Source organism: Zhongshania sp. (assembly GCF_029212375.1).
Classification (GTDB): domain Bacteria; phylum Pseudomonadota; class Gammaproteobacteria; order Pseudomonadales; family Spongiibacteraceae; genus Spongiibacter.
Genome location: NZ_JARGNU010000003.1, coordinates 37,417 through 53,372, shown reverse-complemented (window position 1 = coordinate 53,372; position 15,956 = coordinate 37,417). Strand labels below are relative to the sequence as shown.

Sequence of the window (15,956 nt, the reverse complement as noted above, 5' to 3'; positions counted from 1 at the left end):
ATTCTCCCAATAACACGTCAGCAAACATTGGACAGAGATTTTCCACGCCGGATCAACCGTAACGCCCAGTAATATAATCTTCTGTTTGCTTATTACTCGGGTTGGTAAAAAGAATATCGGTATTGTCGAATTCAATTAACTTACCGATATACATAAACGCAGTATAGTCAGAAACACGAGCTGCCTGCTGCATATTATGCGTAACAATTACGATTGTGTATTTGTCTTTAAGTTCGTAAATCAACTCTTCAATTTTGAGCGTTGATATTGGATCCAGCGCCGAAGCCGGTTCATCCAAAAGCAAGACCTCAGGTTCTACCGCAATGGTCCGCGCTATAACCAAGCGCTGCTGCTGACCACCAGACATGCCAAGGGCATTGTCGTGCAAGCGGTCTTTAACTTCATCCCATAAAGCCGCGCCGCGCAAGGAGCGTTCAACGACTTCATCTAAAACCCGCTTTTTATTAATCCCCTGAATACGTAAACCATACGCAACATTTTCATAAATAGATTTAGGAAAGGGGTTGGGCTTTTGAAACACCATGCCTACACGGCGGCGCAGGGTTGCGACATCGACCCGCTTATCATAAATATTAGAGCCGTCGAGGGAAATTCCGCCGTCCACACGACAGGTATCGACTAAATCATTCATGCGGTTGAAACACCGCAATAACGTTGATTTACCACAGCCACTAGGGCCGATAAAGGCCGTCACTTTTTTACGTGGAATCACCATGTTCACATCGAACAAGGCCTGCTTTTCACCGTAGTAAAGATCGAGGTTATCTACCGTTAGGGTAATGTCTTCGTCGTGAATAGACTGTTCCCCGCGATTGCGGCCCATTGATTCTATATTAATGGCATGTGATTTCACTGCCGCTTTATCTGTCGTCATAAAATTCGCCGCCTTTTCATTCACTTTATTCACGCGATTACATTTCCAGTGATTTGTATTTTTCACGCAAACGGTTGCGCAAAGCCACAGCACTTAAATTGAGTAGGGCAATAATCACTACTAACAGGAGCGCAGTAGCGTAAACCAGAGGTCGTGCTGCCTCTACGTTCGGACTCTGGAAACCCACATCGTATATATGAAAGCCCAAATGCATAAACTTCTGGTCGAGATGGAAATAGGGGAAGTTACCATCAACCGGTAACGAAGGGGCCAACTTAACCACCCCCACCAACATTAACGGTGCCACCTCACCCGCCGCCCGCGCCACGGCCAAAATCAAGCCAGTCATCATCGCAGGACTCGCCATTGGCAGTACTACTCGCCACAGGGTTTCTGCTTTAGTGGCGCCAAGGGCCAAACTGCCTTCGCGCAAATTGCGCGGAATTCGGGCTAAGCCTTCTTCTGTTGCCACAATCACCACCGGCAAGGTTAACAAGGCTAAGGTTACCGACGCCCACAACAAACCTGGGGTACCAAACGTTGGTGCGGGCAGCGCTTCGGCAAAAAAGGCCTTATCCATTTCAGCACCTAAAAAGTAGATAAAGAAACCTAAGCCAAAAACACCGTACACAATCGACGGCACTCCCGCCAGATTATTCACTGCAATTCTTACAATACGGGTCATCAAACCCTGTTTGGCATATTCACGCAGATACACCGCCGCAATAACGCCAAACGGCGTAACCAATACCGACATGATCAGCACCATAATAACGGTGCCAAATATAGCGGGGAATATTCCGCCCTCGGTATTGGCCTCGCGGGGCTCATCGGTAAGAAACTCGCCAAACTTTTGAAAGTAAAATACAACTTTCTGACCAATATGCATGGCATTGGGCTGATACGCCTTTACCACGGTCGCCATGCGCTGCTCGCGGAGTTGGCCACTACTGGTCAAAATAGTATAGCTATCGCGATTCCACTGGGTATACAGCTCAGCCAGTTGGCCCTGCAAAGCCTTATACTGAATATCAAGTTCAGCCCGAGACAGGCCAATTTCGGCTTCGGCTTGCTGCCGACTCGCAGCGCTTAAATCTTTATTAAGGCTTAAACCCCGCTCCTTCAAACGCAGTTTTTCCAGCTTATAATTTATGCTGCCAATTTCTTTCTTTTCAATTTTCGCAATCTGGTCGTGAATATCACTCGCCCGCGCAACCCGCTCTTGGAAGTCCAACAACGCCGCCGAACTGTCTGTAGTGGTGCTAGCAACAATCTTGCCCTGCTCTTTAACATCTTGTAAAAAGCCGTAGAAATTGCCCCACTCGCGACGTTCTATCACCAACACATCGTTTGGATATTGAACATTTTCTAGGTAGTCGCTAATTACCCACTTAAAATCAGCACCACCAACATCGCGGTTGCCAACTTTAACTAATTCGCGCTTAACAAAAGGCTCACTGGCGTCAATTTTAAAGCCCGCACTTAAAAGCTGTTCAATGGGTACACTCTCGACCTCAACCCGCTCGGCAAGTATCGGAATAGCCGTCTCGCTTGGCAGGTTATATTCAGCCTGAACTACGGCGGCAGGCCAAAAATGGCCAAAGCCCCTCACTGCCAACAGCAGCAACAAGCCAACAACCGCCATGGTACTTACAGTAACCGCCGCCGCGTTCAGCCAAATCATGGGCTCACCGCGCTTACACCACTCGATCAGGCCCTGCTTGTTATCATCGTGCAAAGACATTTTTTAATTTCCTGTTTCACAGCCTGCTGCGATAGCAATATCAAAGGTTTCCGTAGCGCATACGCAGACGCTGACGCACTGTTTCCGCAATGGTGTTAACAAAGAAGGTGAACATAAACAACACGAATGCCGCCAAGAACAGAATCCGGTAATGGGAGCTCGCCACCTCAGTTTCACCAATTTCAACTGCGATATTGGCCGCTAAGGTGCGCATACCTTCAAATATATTAGCATCCATAATGGGCGTATTCCCCGTCGCCATAAGCACGATCATGGTCTCGCCCACCGCCCTGCCCATGCCGATCATTAGCGCCGAGAAAATACCTGGGCTCGCTGTTGGCATTACCACGCCAATCAAACTCTGCCAGGGCGTTGCGCCCAGCGCCAAGGAGCCATAACTAAGGTGTTTAGGCACAGAAAATATCGCGTCTTCCGCAATCGAGAATATCGTCGGAATAACCGCAAAGCCCATTGCAATCCCCACCACTAAGGCATTGCGCTGATCGAAAGACACGCCTAAATCGTTGGTGAGCCAAGCGCGCATATCACCGCCAAAAAAGGCTCTTTCCATGGGTGCGCCCAGGGTCACGCAGGCGACCACAATCCCCAGCACTACCGGTACTAACAACACCGGATGCCAGCCTTCTGGCACATGGCGACGCAGGCCAACAGGGAGTTGCGCCCAACACCAGGCAAATAGCAGAACACCCACCGGCATGATCAAGAACAGCGAAAAAACCGCAGGCATATTTTTTTCAATGAAGGGCGCCAGCCACAATCCGGCGAGAAAGCCGAGGATGACCGTTGGCAAAGCCTCCATTAATTCGATGAGCGGCTTCACTTTTCGGCGTAGCGCCGGCGCCATAAAATAGGCGGTGTAAATGGCGCCGCATATGGCCAGCGGTGCCGCAATTACCATGGCGTAAAAGGCGGCCTTTAACGTACCAAAAGCCAGCGGGGCAAAACTGTATTTAGCTTCAAAATCATTAGTTGATGCCGAGGACTGCCACACATAATCTGGTTCGGGATAACTTTCGTACCAAACTTTGCTCCACAGCGCAGACCACGACAGCTCGGGATGCTCATTATGAAGCTCGTAGCTGTATAACATACCCTTGGTATTTTCGAGTAATACAGTATCGGCACGTGGCGAAATTGCCATCGATGCGACTGCACCAATATCAAGATCGCGCTTCAACAAGCGACGATGTGAAGTGGTGTAAAACACATCCAAAGTGCCATCTTTAGTTACGTTCAAAAATCCTTTGCGGCGGTGCTCTGTCACTAAGGCCGCACTACCACCCATTGGCACGTCAAATTGCCGTACCGGTTGCAGGCGATACCCCGACTCACGCTCCGCATCGCGAACCACAAACCACTGCCCTACTTCACCGTGATCATTGGCGGTGAGCAAGGAAATACCACCGAGCAGGAATCGCGCTTCACTCAGCTTGCCGTTATCAAATAAATAGCCGCGATCTGCCACATTGACACGACGCAAATCAATAAGGCGATATCCGCCGTCATTACTTAACACGTACAACCACTGCTGGCCAGGACCAACTAGCACCCTGTCCGCGCTTATATCCAAAACCGGTAGATCTACCGATTCTTCGACTAATGTCACTTCCTCGCTGAGAAAGTCTTCTTCCTTCACCCAGCGACGACCAATTAACTTGCCATTGCTTATTGCCACCAAAAGCAACTCATCGTCGCTGTCGCTAATGGCTATTTGATCTATTGGTCCATCTTCGCTAAGCCGTAACGTCTGTTCACCATAGGGATAACGCAGCTCGGGGGAAATAAGGCGCTTATCACTAGGGTAACTGGTACGGTAATCGTGCTTAGCAATCAATACTCGGCCATCACTCAGGCCCAGCGCAAAAATACGACTAACTTCGGAGTCTAGTGAAAAGCTACTTATGGCCGCATTATTTAAGGGCAGCTCTTTACTCAACAGCAATTTGCCGTCGCTCACTTGAAAAAAATCAGCTCGGCCTGAGCGATCAAGACGAAAACCGACTTCGGCCTGCTCTTCCATCGCTAAATAAAGACTGGGGGTGTCACTGCTTGCTGCGTACTGGTTACCCTCTTTGAGCGATGCCGATTCAAACAGCGGCATAATTTCAAATAGCAGGTAGAAAAATATCAGTAGTATGGCAAATAGTACGCCTATGCCACCTGTGGTAATGGTGGCTGTTGCGATACCATCCTTAACTTGCCGCCATTTGCGGTAAGCGGAAGCGGTAGCTCGTACCTCAGACTGACTCATTTTACTCGCTCTCTAAAAAACCAGCACACACAGTATGACAGTTTTGTTACAGTATTATGACACTCGACTCTGCCACAAAAAAAAATGCCGCAAATGGGTTCTGCGGCATTTCCGTTAGCATTACAGCCTCGCTGGCCTATAGCTCTAATTTACTGCGGATTTTATCAACCACACTGGCCGGTAGCGGAATATAGCCGTCTTTGACCACAACTTCCTGCCCTTGCTTTGACAAAACCAGCTTCACAAACTCACGCTCTAGTGGTGCAAGTGGCTTGTTAGGCGCTTTGTTTACGTAAACGTAGAGGAAGCGCGACAGTGGGTAGCTACCTTTAGTCGCATTTTCTGCATTGGCTTCAACAAAAGCACTTTTCTCGTCTTTCGCCAACGGTACCGCGCGCACACTAGAGGTTTTATAACCAATGCCAGAGTAGCCAATGCCATTAATAGACGTAGAGACCGACTGCACTACCGACGCTGAACCAGGCTGTTCGTTAACGCCATTTTTGAAATCGCCTTTACACAGGGCTTCTTCTTTAAAGTAGCCGTAAGTACCGGAAACTGAGTTACGACCAAACATTTGAATGTCGCGCGCCGCCCAGGCATCTTTCATACCCAGTCCACCCCAAGTGTCGACATTCGCGGCGTGGCCACATTTATGGGTGCTAGAAAACACCGCGTCAACCTGCGCCATCGTCATCCCAACAATCGGGTTATCCTTGTGTACGAATACGGCTAAAGCGTCAATCGCAACGGGTATAGCAGTGGGTTTATAACCGTATTTCGTTTCAAAAGACTCAAGCTCTTTGTCTTTCATCTTACGGCTCATCGGACCGATATTTGAGGTGCCTTCGGTCAACGCTGGTGGCGCAGTAGACGAGCCCGCGGCCTGAATCTGAATATTAATATTAGGGTAAATGCGTTTGAAATCCTCACCCCACAAGGTCATCAAGTTGGCGAGTGTATCCGAGCCAACACTGGACAAATTACCGGATACGCCCGACGCCGTTGTGTATTCTGGCAACTTGCTGTCTACGCGGGAATCGGCTACCGCGGCCATTGACGACAAGGCTACGACTGTACTTGCTACTAAATATTTAATCTTCAATTCGATACTCCCAAAGCCATTAAGCTGTTACAACGATGCCACTTTATAGACGAATTGTGACAACTTTGTGACAAGCACCGAAATATCCCTTACCGGCAATTCAAGCTACTTTTACGGCCACAGATTTGGGAAACACACAGGTAAAAACACTGCCACTATTTGGCACACTGCGAATACGCAACTCGGCGCGGTGACGAATAAGCACATGCTTAACGATGGCCAGCCCCAGCCCAGTGCCGCCAGTATCGAGGGAGCGGCTTTGATCTACACGGTAAAAGCGCTCGGTTAAGCGAGGAATATATTGCGGTTCTATGCCTATGCCAGTGTCTTCAACTTCGAAATAGGCATGGTAGTCATCTTGATACCAGCGCAGGATAATTTTGTCATTCTCGCTGGTATAACGTGCAGCATTGACTGCCAAATTAGAAAAAGCACTGCGCAATTCATTAGCATTGCCATTAATTGCAATATTGTCGTCACATTCAATCACAATATTCCGCGAGCCACTCGCCGCGGTCTCACTCTCTTCGCGAATCATTTCCATGAGGGGCCGCAGGCGAATGACACTCTCATCAACTAATTTAGGAACCGATTCTAAGCGCGACAGCAACATTAAGTCTTGAATTAACAAATTCATCCGCCGCGACTGTTGCAGCATCTGATTTACCGCCCTGTCCCAGCGCGGATTTTCGCCACCGTGCTCTGCAAAGGTCTCTAAATAACCATTAATTACGGTAAGTGGCGTGCGCAATTCGTGGGAAACATTGGCAACAAAATCTTTACGCATCTGCTCCAAACGATGGGTTCGGGTCACATCCCGAGCAAACAATAGCCGATTGCCTTTGCCAAAAAAACTGACGCTGATACTGAGATTAATCATGCCATTAACAGGGGAGTTCATTTCCAACGGAGCCTGGTAGCGCTCCGCCTCGAAATACCGTAAAAATGCAGGGCTGCGCAATAAATTCACCAACTGCCTGCCAGTGTCATCTTCCTGTCTAAGCCCTAGTAAGTCGTGCGCCGACGAATTACACCATTCGATATTGCCTTGCGAGTCTAGCATTACTACCGCATCAGACATCGACGCAAAAGAAGCGTGTAAATAATCAATCATTGCCTGCAAGCGCTCACTGTCTTGGCTAGACTCGCGCTGCATGTCATATATCACATCAAAAACTTGGCCCCACATGCCTCTTGCCTCCGGCGGCTCTTCGCCAGCGCCGCTGTATAGCCAATCTGACAGGCGTTGCAATTGCTGCAATACACGGCCACAGATAAGTATCGCAAGCACCAGCAGGGGCAAAACCCCCAGATCAAAAATAACGCTGACGGCGGCCACTGCAAGCAATGGCACACTAAGCCGTAATAATTCTGTCTTCCAACTGTAATACCGCATCATTTCGCGCTATGCGCAGACACCCGTGGTGGAAAAACGGTAACCCGTTCCCCGAACTGTTTGAATTAATAGCCCGCAGTCGCGAAGTTCGGTCTGCAGGGCCTTGCGAAGCCGCCGAATATGCACATCAACGGTACGCTCCTCGACATAGACATTGGTTCCCCAGACTTGGTCCAAAAGCTGGCCGCGACTATACGCCCGCTCCTGATGGGTCATAAAGAACTTTAATAATTTAAACTCGGTGGGCCCCATCTCTAATGGCGTGGCGTCAACAAACACCCTATGGCTACTGGGATCTAATTTTAACCCCGCCACCTCAATACTCTCTTCTTCTTCGCGACTGGTGGAGCGACGCATAATCGCTTTTATACGCGCCATTAGCTCCCGCGACGAAAAGGGTTTGGTGATGTAATCGTCGGCACCCACATCCAAGCCCTGCACTCGGTTGTCTTCATCGTCTTTGGCGGTCAGCATAATAACCAGCAAATCTCGGGTTAGCTCGTCGCGGCGCAGCCGACGCAGCAGCTCTAAGCCGCTGGTTACCGGCATCATCCAGTCCAGCAATACCAAATCAGGTCGCCGATCAACAATTAGGCCATGCGCGTCCTGCGCATTGCTCGCTTCCAGACACTCATAGCCGGCCAGTTCCAGGCCTACCCGTATCATTTCACGGATTGCAGCTTCGTCGTCGACGATCAATATGGTGCTTGCAGTCATCCCTTTAACCTTTTTTTGCGATATTTATAAGCTGCATTAAAACGATTTTTAGTGACAATTTTATGACAGTTCTGATTTTCCCAGTTTAATCAAACACTACCGTCTTATTTCCGTGAACCAAAACACGGTCTTCAAGATGATTGCGCAGCGCCCTAGCTAGCACCGACTTTTCAACATCTTTACCAAGACGCACCAAATCGTCTTTGCTGTGGCGATGAGAAACCCGAATCACATCTTGTTCAATGATTGGCCCCTCATCGAGACGTTCGGTGACATAGTGGCTAGTGGCACCAATGAGTTTAACGCCGCGATCAAAAGCCTTTTGGTAGGGGTTGGCGCCGATAAATGACGGCAAAAAGCTGTGATGTATATTAATCATTCGCCCCGCATAGGCTTGGCAGAATTCGGGCTGAATGATTTGCATATAGCGCGCTAATACCACGCAGTCGGCTTGGTATTCTTGGGCCAAGGCCATAATTTTAGCGTGGGCGGGTGCTTTGTTTTGCGGGTCGATAGCAACATATTCAAAGGGAATATTGTGCCATTCCACCATACTACGTAGGTTTTCGTGATTGGAAATAACGCAGGGAATATCGCAATCCAGCTCACCGCTATGCCAGCGATGTAATATATCGGCAATACAGTGAGAGGCGTGACTGGCCAAAATAACTACTTTGCGTTTAACCGCAGAGTCTACTAGCGCCCAGTGCATACCATACTCTTCGGCAATCGGTGTAAATGCGTCGCGGCAGGCCTGCGCACTCACCTTTAATGATTCGGCGCGAATTTCATTGCGCATAAAAAACCAATTGCTCTCAGCGTCGGCATGATAATTCGCCTCGGTGAGCCAACCTCCCTGCTCTGCAACAAACTGACTTACACGAGCAACAATACCCACACGATCTGGGCAGCTAATCACTAAACGATAAGTATGATCCATGTAAAACGCTCAATCCTTCATTAGACTTTATTTAAAATACCGCGCAAAGCCTGCGGCAAATCTGCGGGTAAAACCACCGTTTTTGCATTGTTTGACGAGGCCAAACGCAGCAGCGCTTCGGTGTATTTTTCGCCGAGTAAATACAGCACCGGCAGCTCTTCGTTGCCCACGGCCTCAGACACCAGCGAAATAGCAGCGCCGCTGGCTTTGGCGAGCACTACTTGGGCCTGCGCATCGCGCCGCGAGGCCTCTAAACGACCATCGGCCTCAAGAATAGCCGCCTGCTTTTCGCCCTCAGCTTTGGTCACCGCCGCGCGACGCTGACGCTCGGCCGCCGCCTGCTCCTCCATGGCCGCCTGCATCGTTGGCGAAGGGTTAATGTCCTGAATTTCGACGGTTTTCAGGGTAATGCCCCAATCGGCAATATCCTCTGAAATAGCGGCTTTTAGCTTGGCCTTAATTTGGTCCCGCGACGACAGCGCCGAGTCTAGTGCCATCTCGCCAACAATTGAACGCAGCGCGGTTTGTACTAAATTTTGAATCGCAAAGGTGTAGTTTTCAACGCCGTAAACCGCTTTTTCTGGCGCCACAATATTAATATAGGCAACCGCATTGGCGATAATCACCGCATTGTCTTCGGTAATCACTTCTTGGGAGGGAATATCCAATACAATGTCTTTGGTGGTTAGCTTATAAGCCACCGAATCGATATAGGGAATTATAAAATTTAAACCAGGGTTTAAGGTGACGTGATATTTACCTAGGCGCTGAACTATATGTTTATAACCCTGCGGGACCGTTTTCACCCCTTTTAGCAAGGTGATAACCACCAATATTGCCAACGCTATTACTACTGCCAAGCCATCCATCGCCTATCTCCCTATTTTTGAGTTTATGTACACACCATATTGACTTAAGCGCCGGCACGCTGAGCGCGCACAACGAGAGTATTGCCCGAAATTTCTTCCACGCTCACGCGGTCGCCTACCGAAATGGGCTCGCGGCAAATAAATTGCCACTCATCACTACCCAATATTGGTATCGAAAACCGCAAGGTGCCGTGCTCTACCTCTGGACCTATGCGTATCACCATGCCCTCTTGACCAATGACCTGCTCCCGCGACATACCCGATAAAGTCCGGTTCTTCATTTTGGGATGAATAAACTTAAACCACAGCAGCAAATCCGCCACGGATAACGTCAACCAAAACAACAGCTGAACCACTACGCTCATTTCAACCACCGCCAGCACCAACCCGACTGCAATGGCACTGGCACCAAACCAAATCATCACAAAAACGGGGATAAACATCTCGCTAGCAACCAGCAATAAACCAAAAACCATCCAATGCCAGTACGCTATATTTGAATTCAACCACTCCATTTCCGAGCCCTTTTCTTAATCGCTTGTGTGACAGGCACTTATTTACCCCTGATTTCCCCAAATATTCAAGCACTTAGTAAAGCTATTTATATTTGGCGTGACCGCTTTATCAGCCAGCAAGTAAGCCCAATATCTAGTATAATGCCCCTTTATTCGGAATACTGCGTTACCGCTATGTCTTCAGCTATGCAAACACCAAAACTTATCTTCAGTCATCGCCCCTACTGGGCCGAATGTTTCGGCACCGCCTCCTACCTGCCCACTTCGCGGCAGGAAATGGACGCGCTCGGCTGGGACAGTTGTGACATTATCATTGTGACCGGCGACGCCTATGTCGATCACCCCAGCTTTGGTATGGCGGTTATCGGCCGAGTATTAGAGGCCCAAGGCTTTCGGGTGGGTATTATTGCTCAGCCTGACTGGCAATCTGCCGAGCCGTTTAAAGCGCTAGGGGAACCCAATCTGTTTTTCGGCGTGGCCTCCGGCAATATGGATTCCATGATTAACCGCTACACTGCCGACCGCCGCCTGCGCCACGACGACGCCTACTCGCCAGACAACGAAGGCGGCAAACGCCCCGACCGCGCGGTGATTGTGTATTCTCAGCGCTGCCGCGAAGCCTACAAAGACTGCCCCATTGTTATTGGCTCAATTGAAGCAAGCCTGCGCCGTATCGCTCATTACGATTACTGGAGCGACAAGGTCCGTCGCTCAGTATTACTCGACTCCCGCGCCGATATATTGCTCTACGGCAATGCCGAACGCGCCATTATTGACGTGGCGCACCGCCTTGGCCGCGGCGACAGCATCGACAGCATCCGCGACCTGCGCGGCACTGCCTATGTTACCCGCTCGGTGCCCGACGGCTGGACAGTAATTGATTCCGCCAGCGTTGATCAATTAGGCAAAGTAGACCCCATTACTAGCCCCTACATTGACACCAGCGCCACCGAAAGCTGCAAGAAAAACGAAGAAGACCCAGAGGCCAGCGCGCCGATTGATGCCGTGCAAACCGTCAGAATCGTCGACCCGCTGCAAGCCCGTAAAGCCGGCACCGACGCCGCCAAAACCGTCATCCGCCTGCCCGACTACGACGTGGTTAAAGTAGATCCGGTTAACTACGCTCACGCCGCACGCGTATTGCACCTAGAAACCAACCCAGGCAATGCCCGGGCGCTCATTCAACGCCACGGCGACCAAGAAGTGTGGCTTAATCCGCCACCAATTCCGCTGAGCACTGAAGAGCTCGACTGGGTCTTTGAGCTGCCCTACCAGCGCAAGCCGCACCCAATTTACGGCACCGCAAAAATTCCGGCCTACGAGATGATCCGCTTCTCGGTGAACATCATGCGCGGCTGCTTTGGCGGCTGTAGCTTTTGCTCAATCACCGAGCATGAGGGGCGTATTATTCAAAGCCGCTCCCATGAATCGATTGTTAAAGAAGTTGAAAAAATCCGCGACAAAACCCCAGAGTTCACTGGGGTTATTTCAGACTTAGGCGGTCCAACCGCCAATATGTGGCGGCTAAATTGCAAGAGTACAGAAATTGAAAGTCGCTGCCGTCGTCTCTCGTGCGTGTACCCCAGCATTTGCAAAAGTCTTAACACCGACCAGACGCCATTGATCGATTTATACCGTGATGTGCGCGAATTAAAAGGCGTTAAAAAGGTATTGATCGCGTCGGGACTGCGCTACGACTTAGCCATTGAAACGCCAGAATACGTGAAAGAGCTAGTAACTCACCACGTAGGTGGCTATTTAAAAATTGCCCCCGAACACTCTGAAGACGGCCCTCTGTCGAAGATGATGAAACCAGGCATGGGCAGCTATGACAAATTCAAAGCCATGTTTGATAAATACTCAAAGCTGGCGGGTAAAGAACAGTATTTAATTCCCTACTTTATTGCTGCCCATCCGGGTACCAGCGATAAGGATATGATGAATTTAGCAATGTGGTTAAAGGGCAATAGCTTCCGCGCCGACCAAGTGCAGGCCTTCTATCCCTCGCCCATGGCCAACGCCACCGCGATGTATTACTCCGGCAAAAATCCGCTCAAGAAAGTGTCACGCACTAGCGAAGATGTGGTCAGCGCCAAGGGCCTAAAACAGCGCCGCCTGCACAAGGCTTTTCTGCGCTATCACGACCCCGAAGGCTGGCCATCGATTCGCGAATCTTTATTATCAATGGGCCGCAAAGACCTGATTGGCTACGGCAAAAAACACCTAGTGCCGCCACGCCAACCAGTAAACTGGACACCTAAACAAGGTAAAGGTCGACGCATACTGACCCAGCATACTGGACTGCCACCACGGAGAACGAAATAAAAAATTCATTTTCCGCGGGCTAAAGGCCTTCCAAAGCGACTTTTTTCTATGTATATAATAATCATGCTGGCTACGGATGCAGCTTGGTTTTATGTATAAGCACCACGAAGTCGTTTTTAGTACCTCGTTCTGTTTCATAAGTCCCTGCCTATCTCAGCTCTAGCACCAAACAGGCAATTAACAAAACGAGGCACATGTCATGTCTAGAAGTACCGGAAAAGTAAAATGGTTTAACGAAACTAAAGGCTTTGGTTTTATTGAGCAAGATTCTGGCCCAGACGTTTTTGTTCATTTCAGCGCGATTGGTGGCAGCGGTTTTAAAACCCTCACCGAAGGCCAAGCTGTTGAGTTTGATGTGCAAACCGGCCAGAAAGGTCCGCAGGCGGCGAACGTCACCGTACTCTAAGGCTTGCCCCTAAAGCACGCTCTTAATAAAAAGCCCGCAGTGAAAAATCACCGCGGGCTTTTTTGTAGCGCCAATTTATCCGCCTTAGCGACTTATATACCAGCAGTAATGAATTGGTTTACCGCCGCGGGAAAAGTCTTCGTCTAATGACCAGCGCGTTCGATCTTCCATTTTGTACTGACTAGTTAATTCTTGATCCAAAATAAAATCGCGCTTATTCGTAGAAAAAATCAGCACACCCTCCGGCGCCAAACACGCCATTGCATCGTTGATTAACTCACTGTGATCACGCTGTATATCCAGCACGTCATCCATCCGCTTAGAGTTTGAAAACGTCGGCGGGTCGAGCAGTATTAAATCGTATTGATCCTTACAGTCTTTCAACCAGCGTCGGCAGTCGCCATGCTCGGTGCGGTGCCGAGACTCGCTCAAGCCATTGAGCGACAAATTGCGTCGCGCCCATTGCAAATAAGTGTGCGACATATCAACCGAGGTCGTCACTTTCGCGCCGCCAATACCCGCCTGCACAGAGGCAACACCGGTGTAGCAAAACAAATTCAAAAACCGCTTATTTTTGGCCCGCGCGGCAATATCCAAACGCACGGGGCGATGATCTAAAAACAAGCCGGTATCCAGATAATCGTAAAGATTAACCAACACCTTCGCCTGCCCTTCCTTGAGTTCCATCACGGTATTGCGCGGCGCTTGACGCTGGTATTGATCCTTACCGCGTTGACGGCGGCGCTCTTTGATCGCAATATTATTGGCAGACACCGAAAACACTTGGCTCACTGCTTCAATAACTTCGCGCAAGCGGCGCTCGGCGTCTTCTTCTGGCACCGAGATCGGCGCCATATACTCAGAAATGTGCACTGCGCTGCCATAGCAATCTACTGCCACCGCATATTCAGGCATATCGGCGTCGTACACGCGATAGCACTCAATGTCATTTTTCTTACGCCACTTGGCTAAGCGTTTTATGTTTTTACGCAGGCGATTGGCAAACATTTGGCCACCGGCGGTGAGCTGCAAAGCCTCGCTGGGCTCTTCGCGCTGAGTCTCCTGACGGCGCTCATGAACCGCGGCTTCGGGGCCGATATTAAACAGTAATAACTTCGCAGGAATTGTGCCGTTCTGCAGTTGGTACTGTTTGTGGCTGCGAATACCCATACGCTTGCCCAAATCGGCATTACCGGTAAATACCGCGCCCTGCCAGCCACTAAAATGGCTTAACATCGACTGCCCCAAATGCCGATACAAATGCAGCAACTCGGCCTGTTCACCCAGGCGTTCACCGTAGGGTGGATTGGTAATAAGCAAGCCTTCATCCATCTGCCGGTGCGAGGGCTTAGCGAGCTGAGCCAGCTCGCGACGGCTTACCTTAATAAAACGTTCTAGACCGGCGTTCTCAATATTCTCTTGAGCCTGGGCAACGATTTTACCATTGGCATCGTAACCGCGAATTTCTGGCCATTCACGACTCAGCGCCAAGCTGCGCTGGGCCTCGGCTTGGTCCACAATCCCTTCCCACACTGCCTGATCGTGGCCCAGCCAAGTAGAAAATCCCCAACGCTGGCGGAGCAAGCCCGGCGCAATATTCATGGCCATCATCGCGCCTTCAATCAACAGGGTGCCGGAACCGCACATAGGATCGATTAAAGCGCCGCCGCGGCTAGCCATACCAGGCCAGTCGGCACGCAGTAGCAAAGCCGCTGCTAGATTTTCTTTCAAAGGTGCCATCGCGCCGCTGCTGCGGTAGCCGCGCCGGTGCAAACTCTCACCCGACAAGTCGATACAGGCGGTAATCTGGCCACGATTTAGGCGGATATTAATGCGAATATCGGGGGCGTTTTTATCAACACTCGGCCGCTCAGCACCGCGCGCCAGAAAATAATCAACTACCGCATCTTTGCTTTTTAATGCGCCAAAATGACTATTGCGAATCTCATCGGTCTGGCCGTTAAAATCCACGCTGAGGCTATTATTGGCTAACATATGCTCTTGCCAATCAACCGCGCCTAAACCTTGATAGAGGTCTTCAGCACTTTCACCGCGAAATTCAGTGAGAATTAATAAAATCCGGTTCGCCAATCGCGACCACATACACAGGCGGTAAACCGTGACTAAATCGGCGTTAAAAATCATCGCACCAACGGTTTCACGAACCGGTTCGCCGCCCAAACTCGAGATTTCTGAGGCGAGCAATTGCTCCAAACCTTTAGGGCAGGTCGCTATAAATGAACGCTTTTGACTCATAAAACCTCTGGAGAGAACTAGTAGCAATAAAAAATTCGTTTACAAACAATATAGTAGCTTCTTATACAACATCCATCTAAAAGCGCATATGCATATAATTAATAGGTCTTCGACGCGCACTATGAAAGTTTGGTTACATGAAGATCCTGTCGCGGCAATTCCCGCGATGGTGCCAGAAAACTGGGTTAGTCGCACGTAAGCTAATCCAGAGCGATATGTTGACTACAATGCTGGAGGCGTATGCCCAATGAGAAGACAGAAACGCGACATGACCGAAAGAGCTTACCAACGTGGTTACCAAGCCGGCATCGCCGGAAGACAAAAAGACAACTGCCCTCATAATCAAGACCAACTCAAACAGGAATGGCTAACTGGCTGGCGAGAAGGACGCACCGACCATTGGGATGGCATCGACACCGCGACCGCGCTGGAAAAACAAGCGTTTCACTAACACCCCAAATACCCAAATCATTTACCAATAAAAGGCCCACGCGGGCCTTTTTCTTTATAAGCCTA

Annotated in this window: 13 protein-coding genes; 3 read left to right on the top strand and 10 right to left on the bottom strand. The window is 49.8% G+C overall.

Annotated features, from left to right (window positions below; genetic code table 11):
• Positions 1-52: 52 nt before the first annotated feature.
• The 9 genes from pstB to P1U47_RS04260 form a co-directional block, all read right to left on the bottom strand.
• Complete coding sequence (gene pstB, locus P1U47_RS04300) at positions 53-844, bottom strand: phosphate ABC transporter ATP-binding protein PstB (protein ID WP_301027615.1); 792 nt, start codon at positions 842-844, stop codon at positions 53-55.
• Positions 845-932: 88 nt separating this feature from the next.
• Positions 933-2,639, bottom strand: coding sequence for a phosphate ABC transporter permease PstA (pstA, locus tag P1U47_RS04295; RefSeq protein ID WP_301027351.1), 1,707 nt, complete (start codon positions 2,637-2,639; stop codon positions 933-935).
• 40 nt (positions 2,640-2,679) lie between these two features.
• Positions 2,680-4,911, bottom strand: coding sequence for an ABC transporter permease subunit (locus tag P1U47_RS04290; protein ID WP_301027350.1), 2,232 nt, complete (start codon positions 4,909-4,911; stop codon positions 2,680-2,682).
• Positions 4,912-5,047: 136 nt separating this feature from the next.
• Positions 5,048-6,016, bottom strand: coding sequence for a phosphate ABC transporter substrate-binding protein PstS family protein (locus tag P1U47_RS04285; protein ID WP_301027349.1), 969 nt, complete (start codon positions 6,014-6,016; stop codon positions 5,048-5,050).
• Positions 6,017-6,116: 100 nt separating this feature from the next.
• A complete protein-coding gene (phoR, locus tag P1U47_RS04280; protein WP_301027614.1) occupies positions 6,117-7,412 on the bottom strand; it encodes a phosphate regulon sensor histidine kinase PhoR in 1,296 nt (431 codons plus the stop codon).
• Positions 7,413-7,421: 9 nt separating this feature from the next.
• Positions 7,422-8,129, bottom strand: coding sequence for a phosphate regulon transcriptional regulator PhoB (gene phoB, locus P1U47_RS04275; protein WP_301027348.1), 708 nt, complete (start codon positions 8,127-8,129; stop codon positions 7,422-7,424).
• 85 nt (positions 8,130-8,214) lie between these two features.
• Positions 8,215-9,069, bottom strand: coding sequence for a formyltetrahydrofolate deformylase (purU, locus tag P1U47_RS04270; RefSeq protein WP_301027347.1), 855 nt, complete (start codon positions 9,067-9,069; stop codon positions 8,215-8,217).
• 20 nt (positions 9,070-9,089) lie between these two features.
• Positions 9,090-9,938, bottom strand: a complete 849-nt coding sequence (locus tag P1U47_RS04265) for a stomatin-like protein (protein ID WP_301027346.1) — start codon at positions 9,936-9,938, stop codon at positions 9,090-9,092.
• A gap of 44 nt (positions 9,939-9,982) precedes the next feature.
• The gene (locus P1U47_RS04260; protein WP_301027345.1) at positions 9,983-10,453 is read right to left on the bottom strand and encodes an NfeD family protein; all 471 of its coding nucleotides are present in this window, start codon (positions 10,451-10,453) and stop codon (positions 9,983-9,985) included.
• Between the two features lie 174 nt (positions 10,454-10,627).
• Between P1U47_RS04260 and P1U47_RS04255 the strand changes: the two genes are divergently transcribed.
• On the top strand, positions 10,628-12,778 hold the full coding sequence (locus tag P1U47_RS04255; protein ID WP_301027344.1) for a YgiQ family radical SAM protein: 2,151 nt from the start codon (positions 10,628-10,630) through the stop codon (positions 12,776-12,778).
• A gap of 199 nt (positions 12,779-12,977) precedes the next feature.
• Positions 12,978-13,184 (top strand): cold-shock protein, encoded by a 207-nt coding sequence (locus P1U47_RS04250; RefSeq protein WP_301027343.1) that lies wholly within the window; start codon positions 12,978-12,980, stop codon positions 13,182-13,184.
• An 84-nt stretch (positions 13,185-13,268) separates the two neighbouring features.
• Here the strand turns inward: P1U47_RS04250 and rlmKL are convergent, their stop codons facing one another.
• On the bottom strand, positions 13,269-15,440 hold the full coding sequence (gene rlmKL, locus P1U47_RS04245; RefSeq protein WP_301027342.1) for a bifunctional 23S rRNA (guanine(2069)-N(7))-methyltransferase RlmK/23S rRNA (guanine(2445)-N(2))-methyltransferase RlmL: 2,172 nt from the start codon (positions 15,438-15,440) through the stop codon (positions 13,269-13,271).
• Positions 15,441-15,687: 247 nt separating this feature from the next.
• Here rlmKL and rmf point away from each other — a divergent pair, with 247 nt between their 5' ends.
• Entirely contained in the window at positions 15,688-15,891 is a 204-nt protein-coding gene (rmf, locus tag P1U47_RS04240) for a ribosome modulation factor (protein WP_301027341.1), read from the top strand.
• The last annotated feature ends 65 nt before the right edge of the window (positions 15,892-15,956 follow it).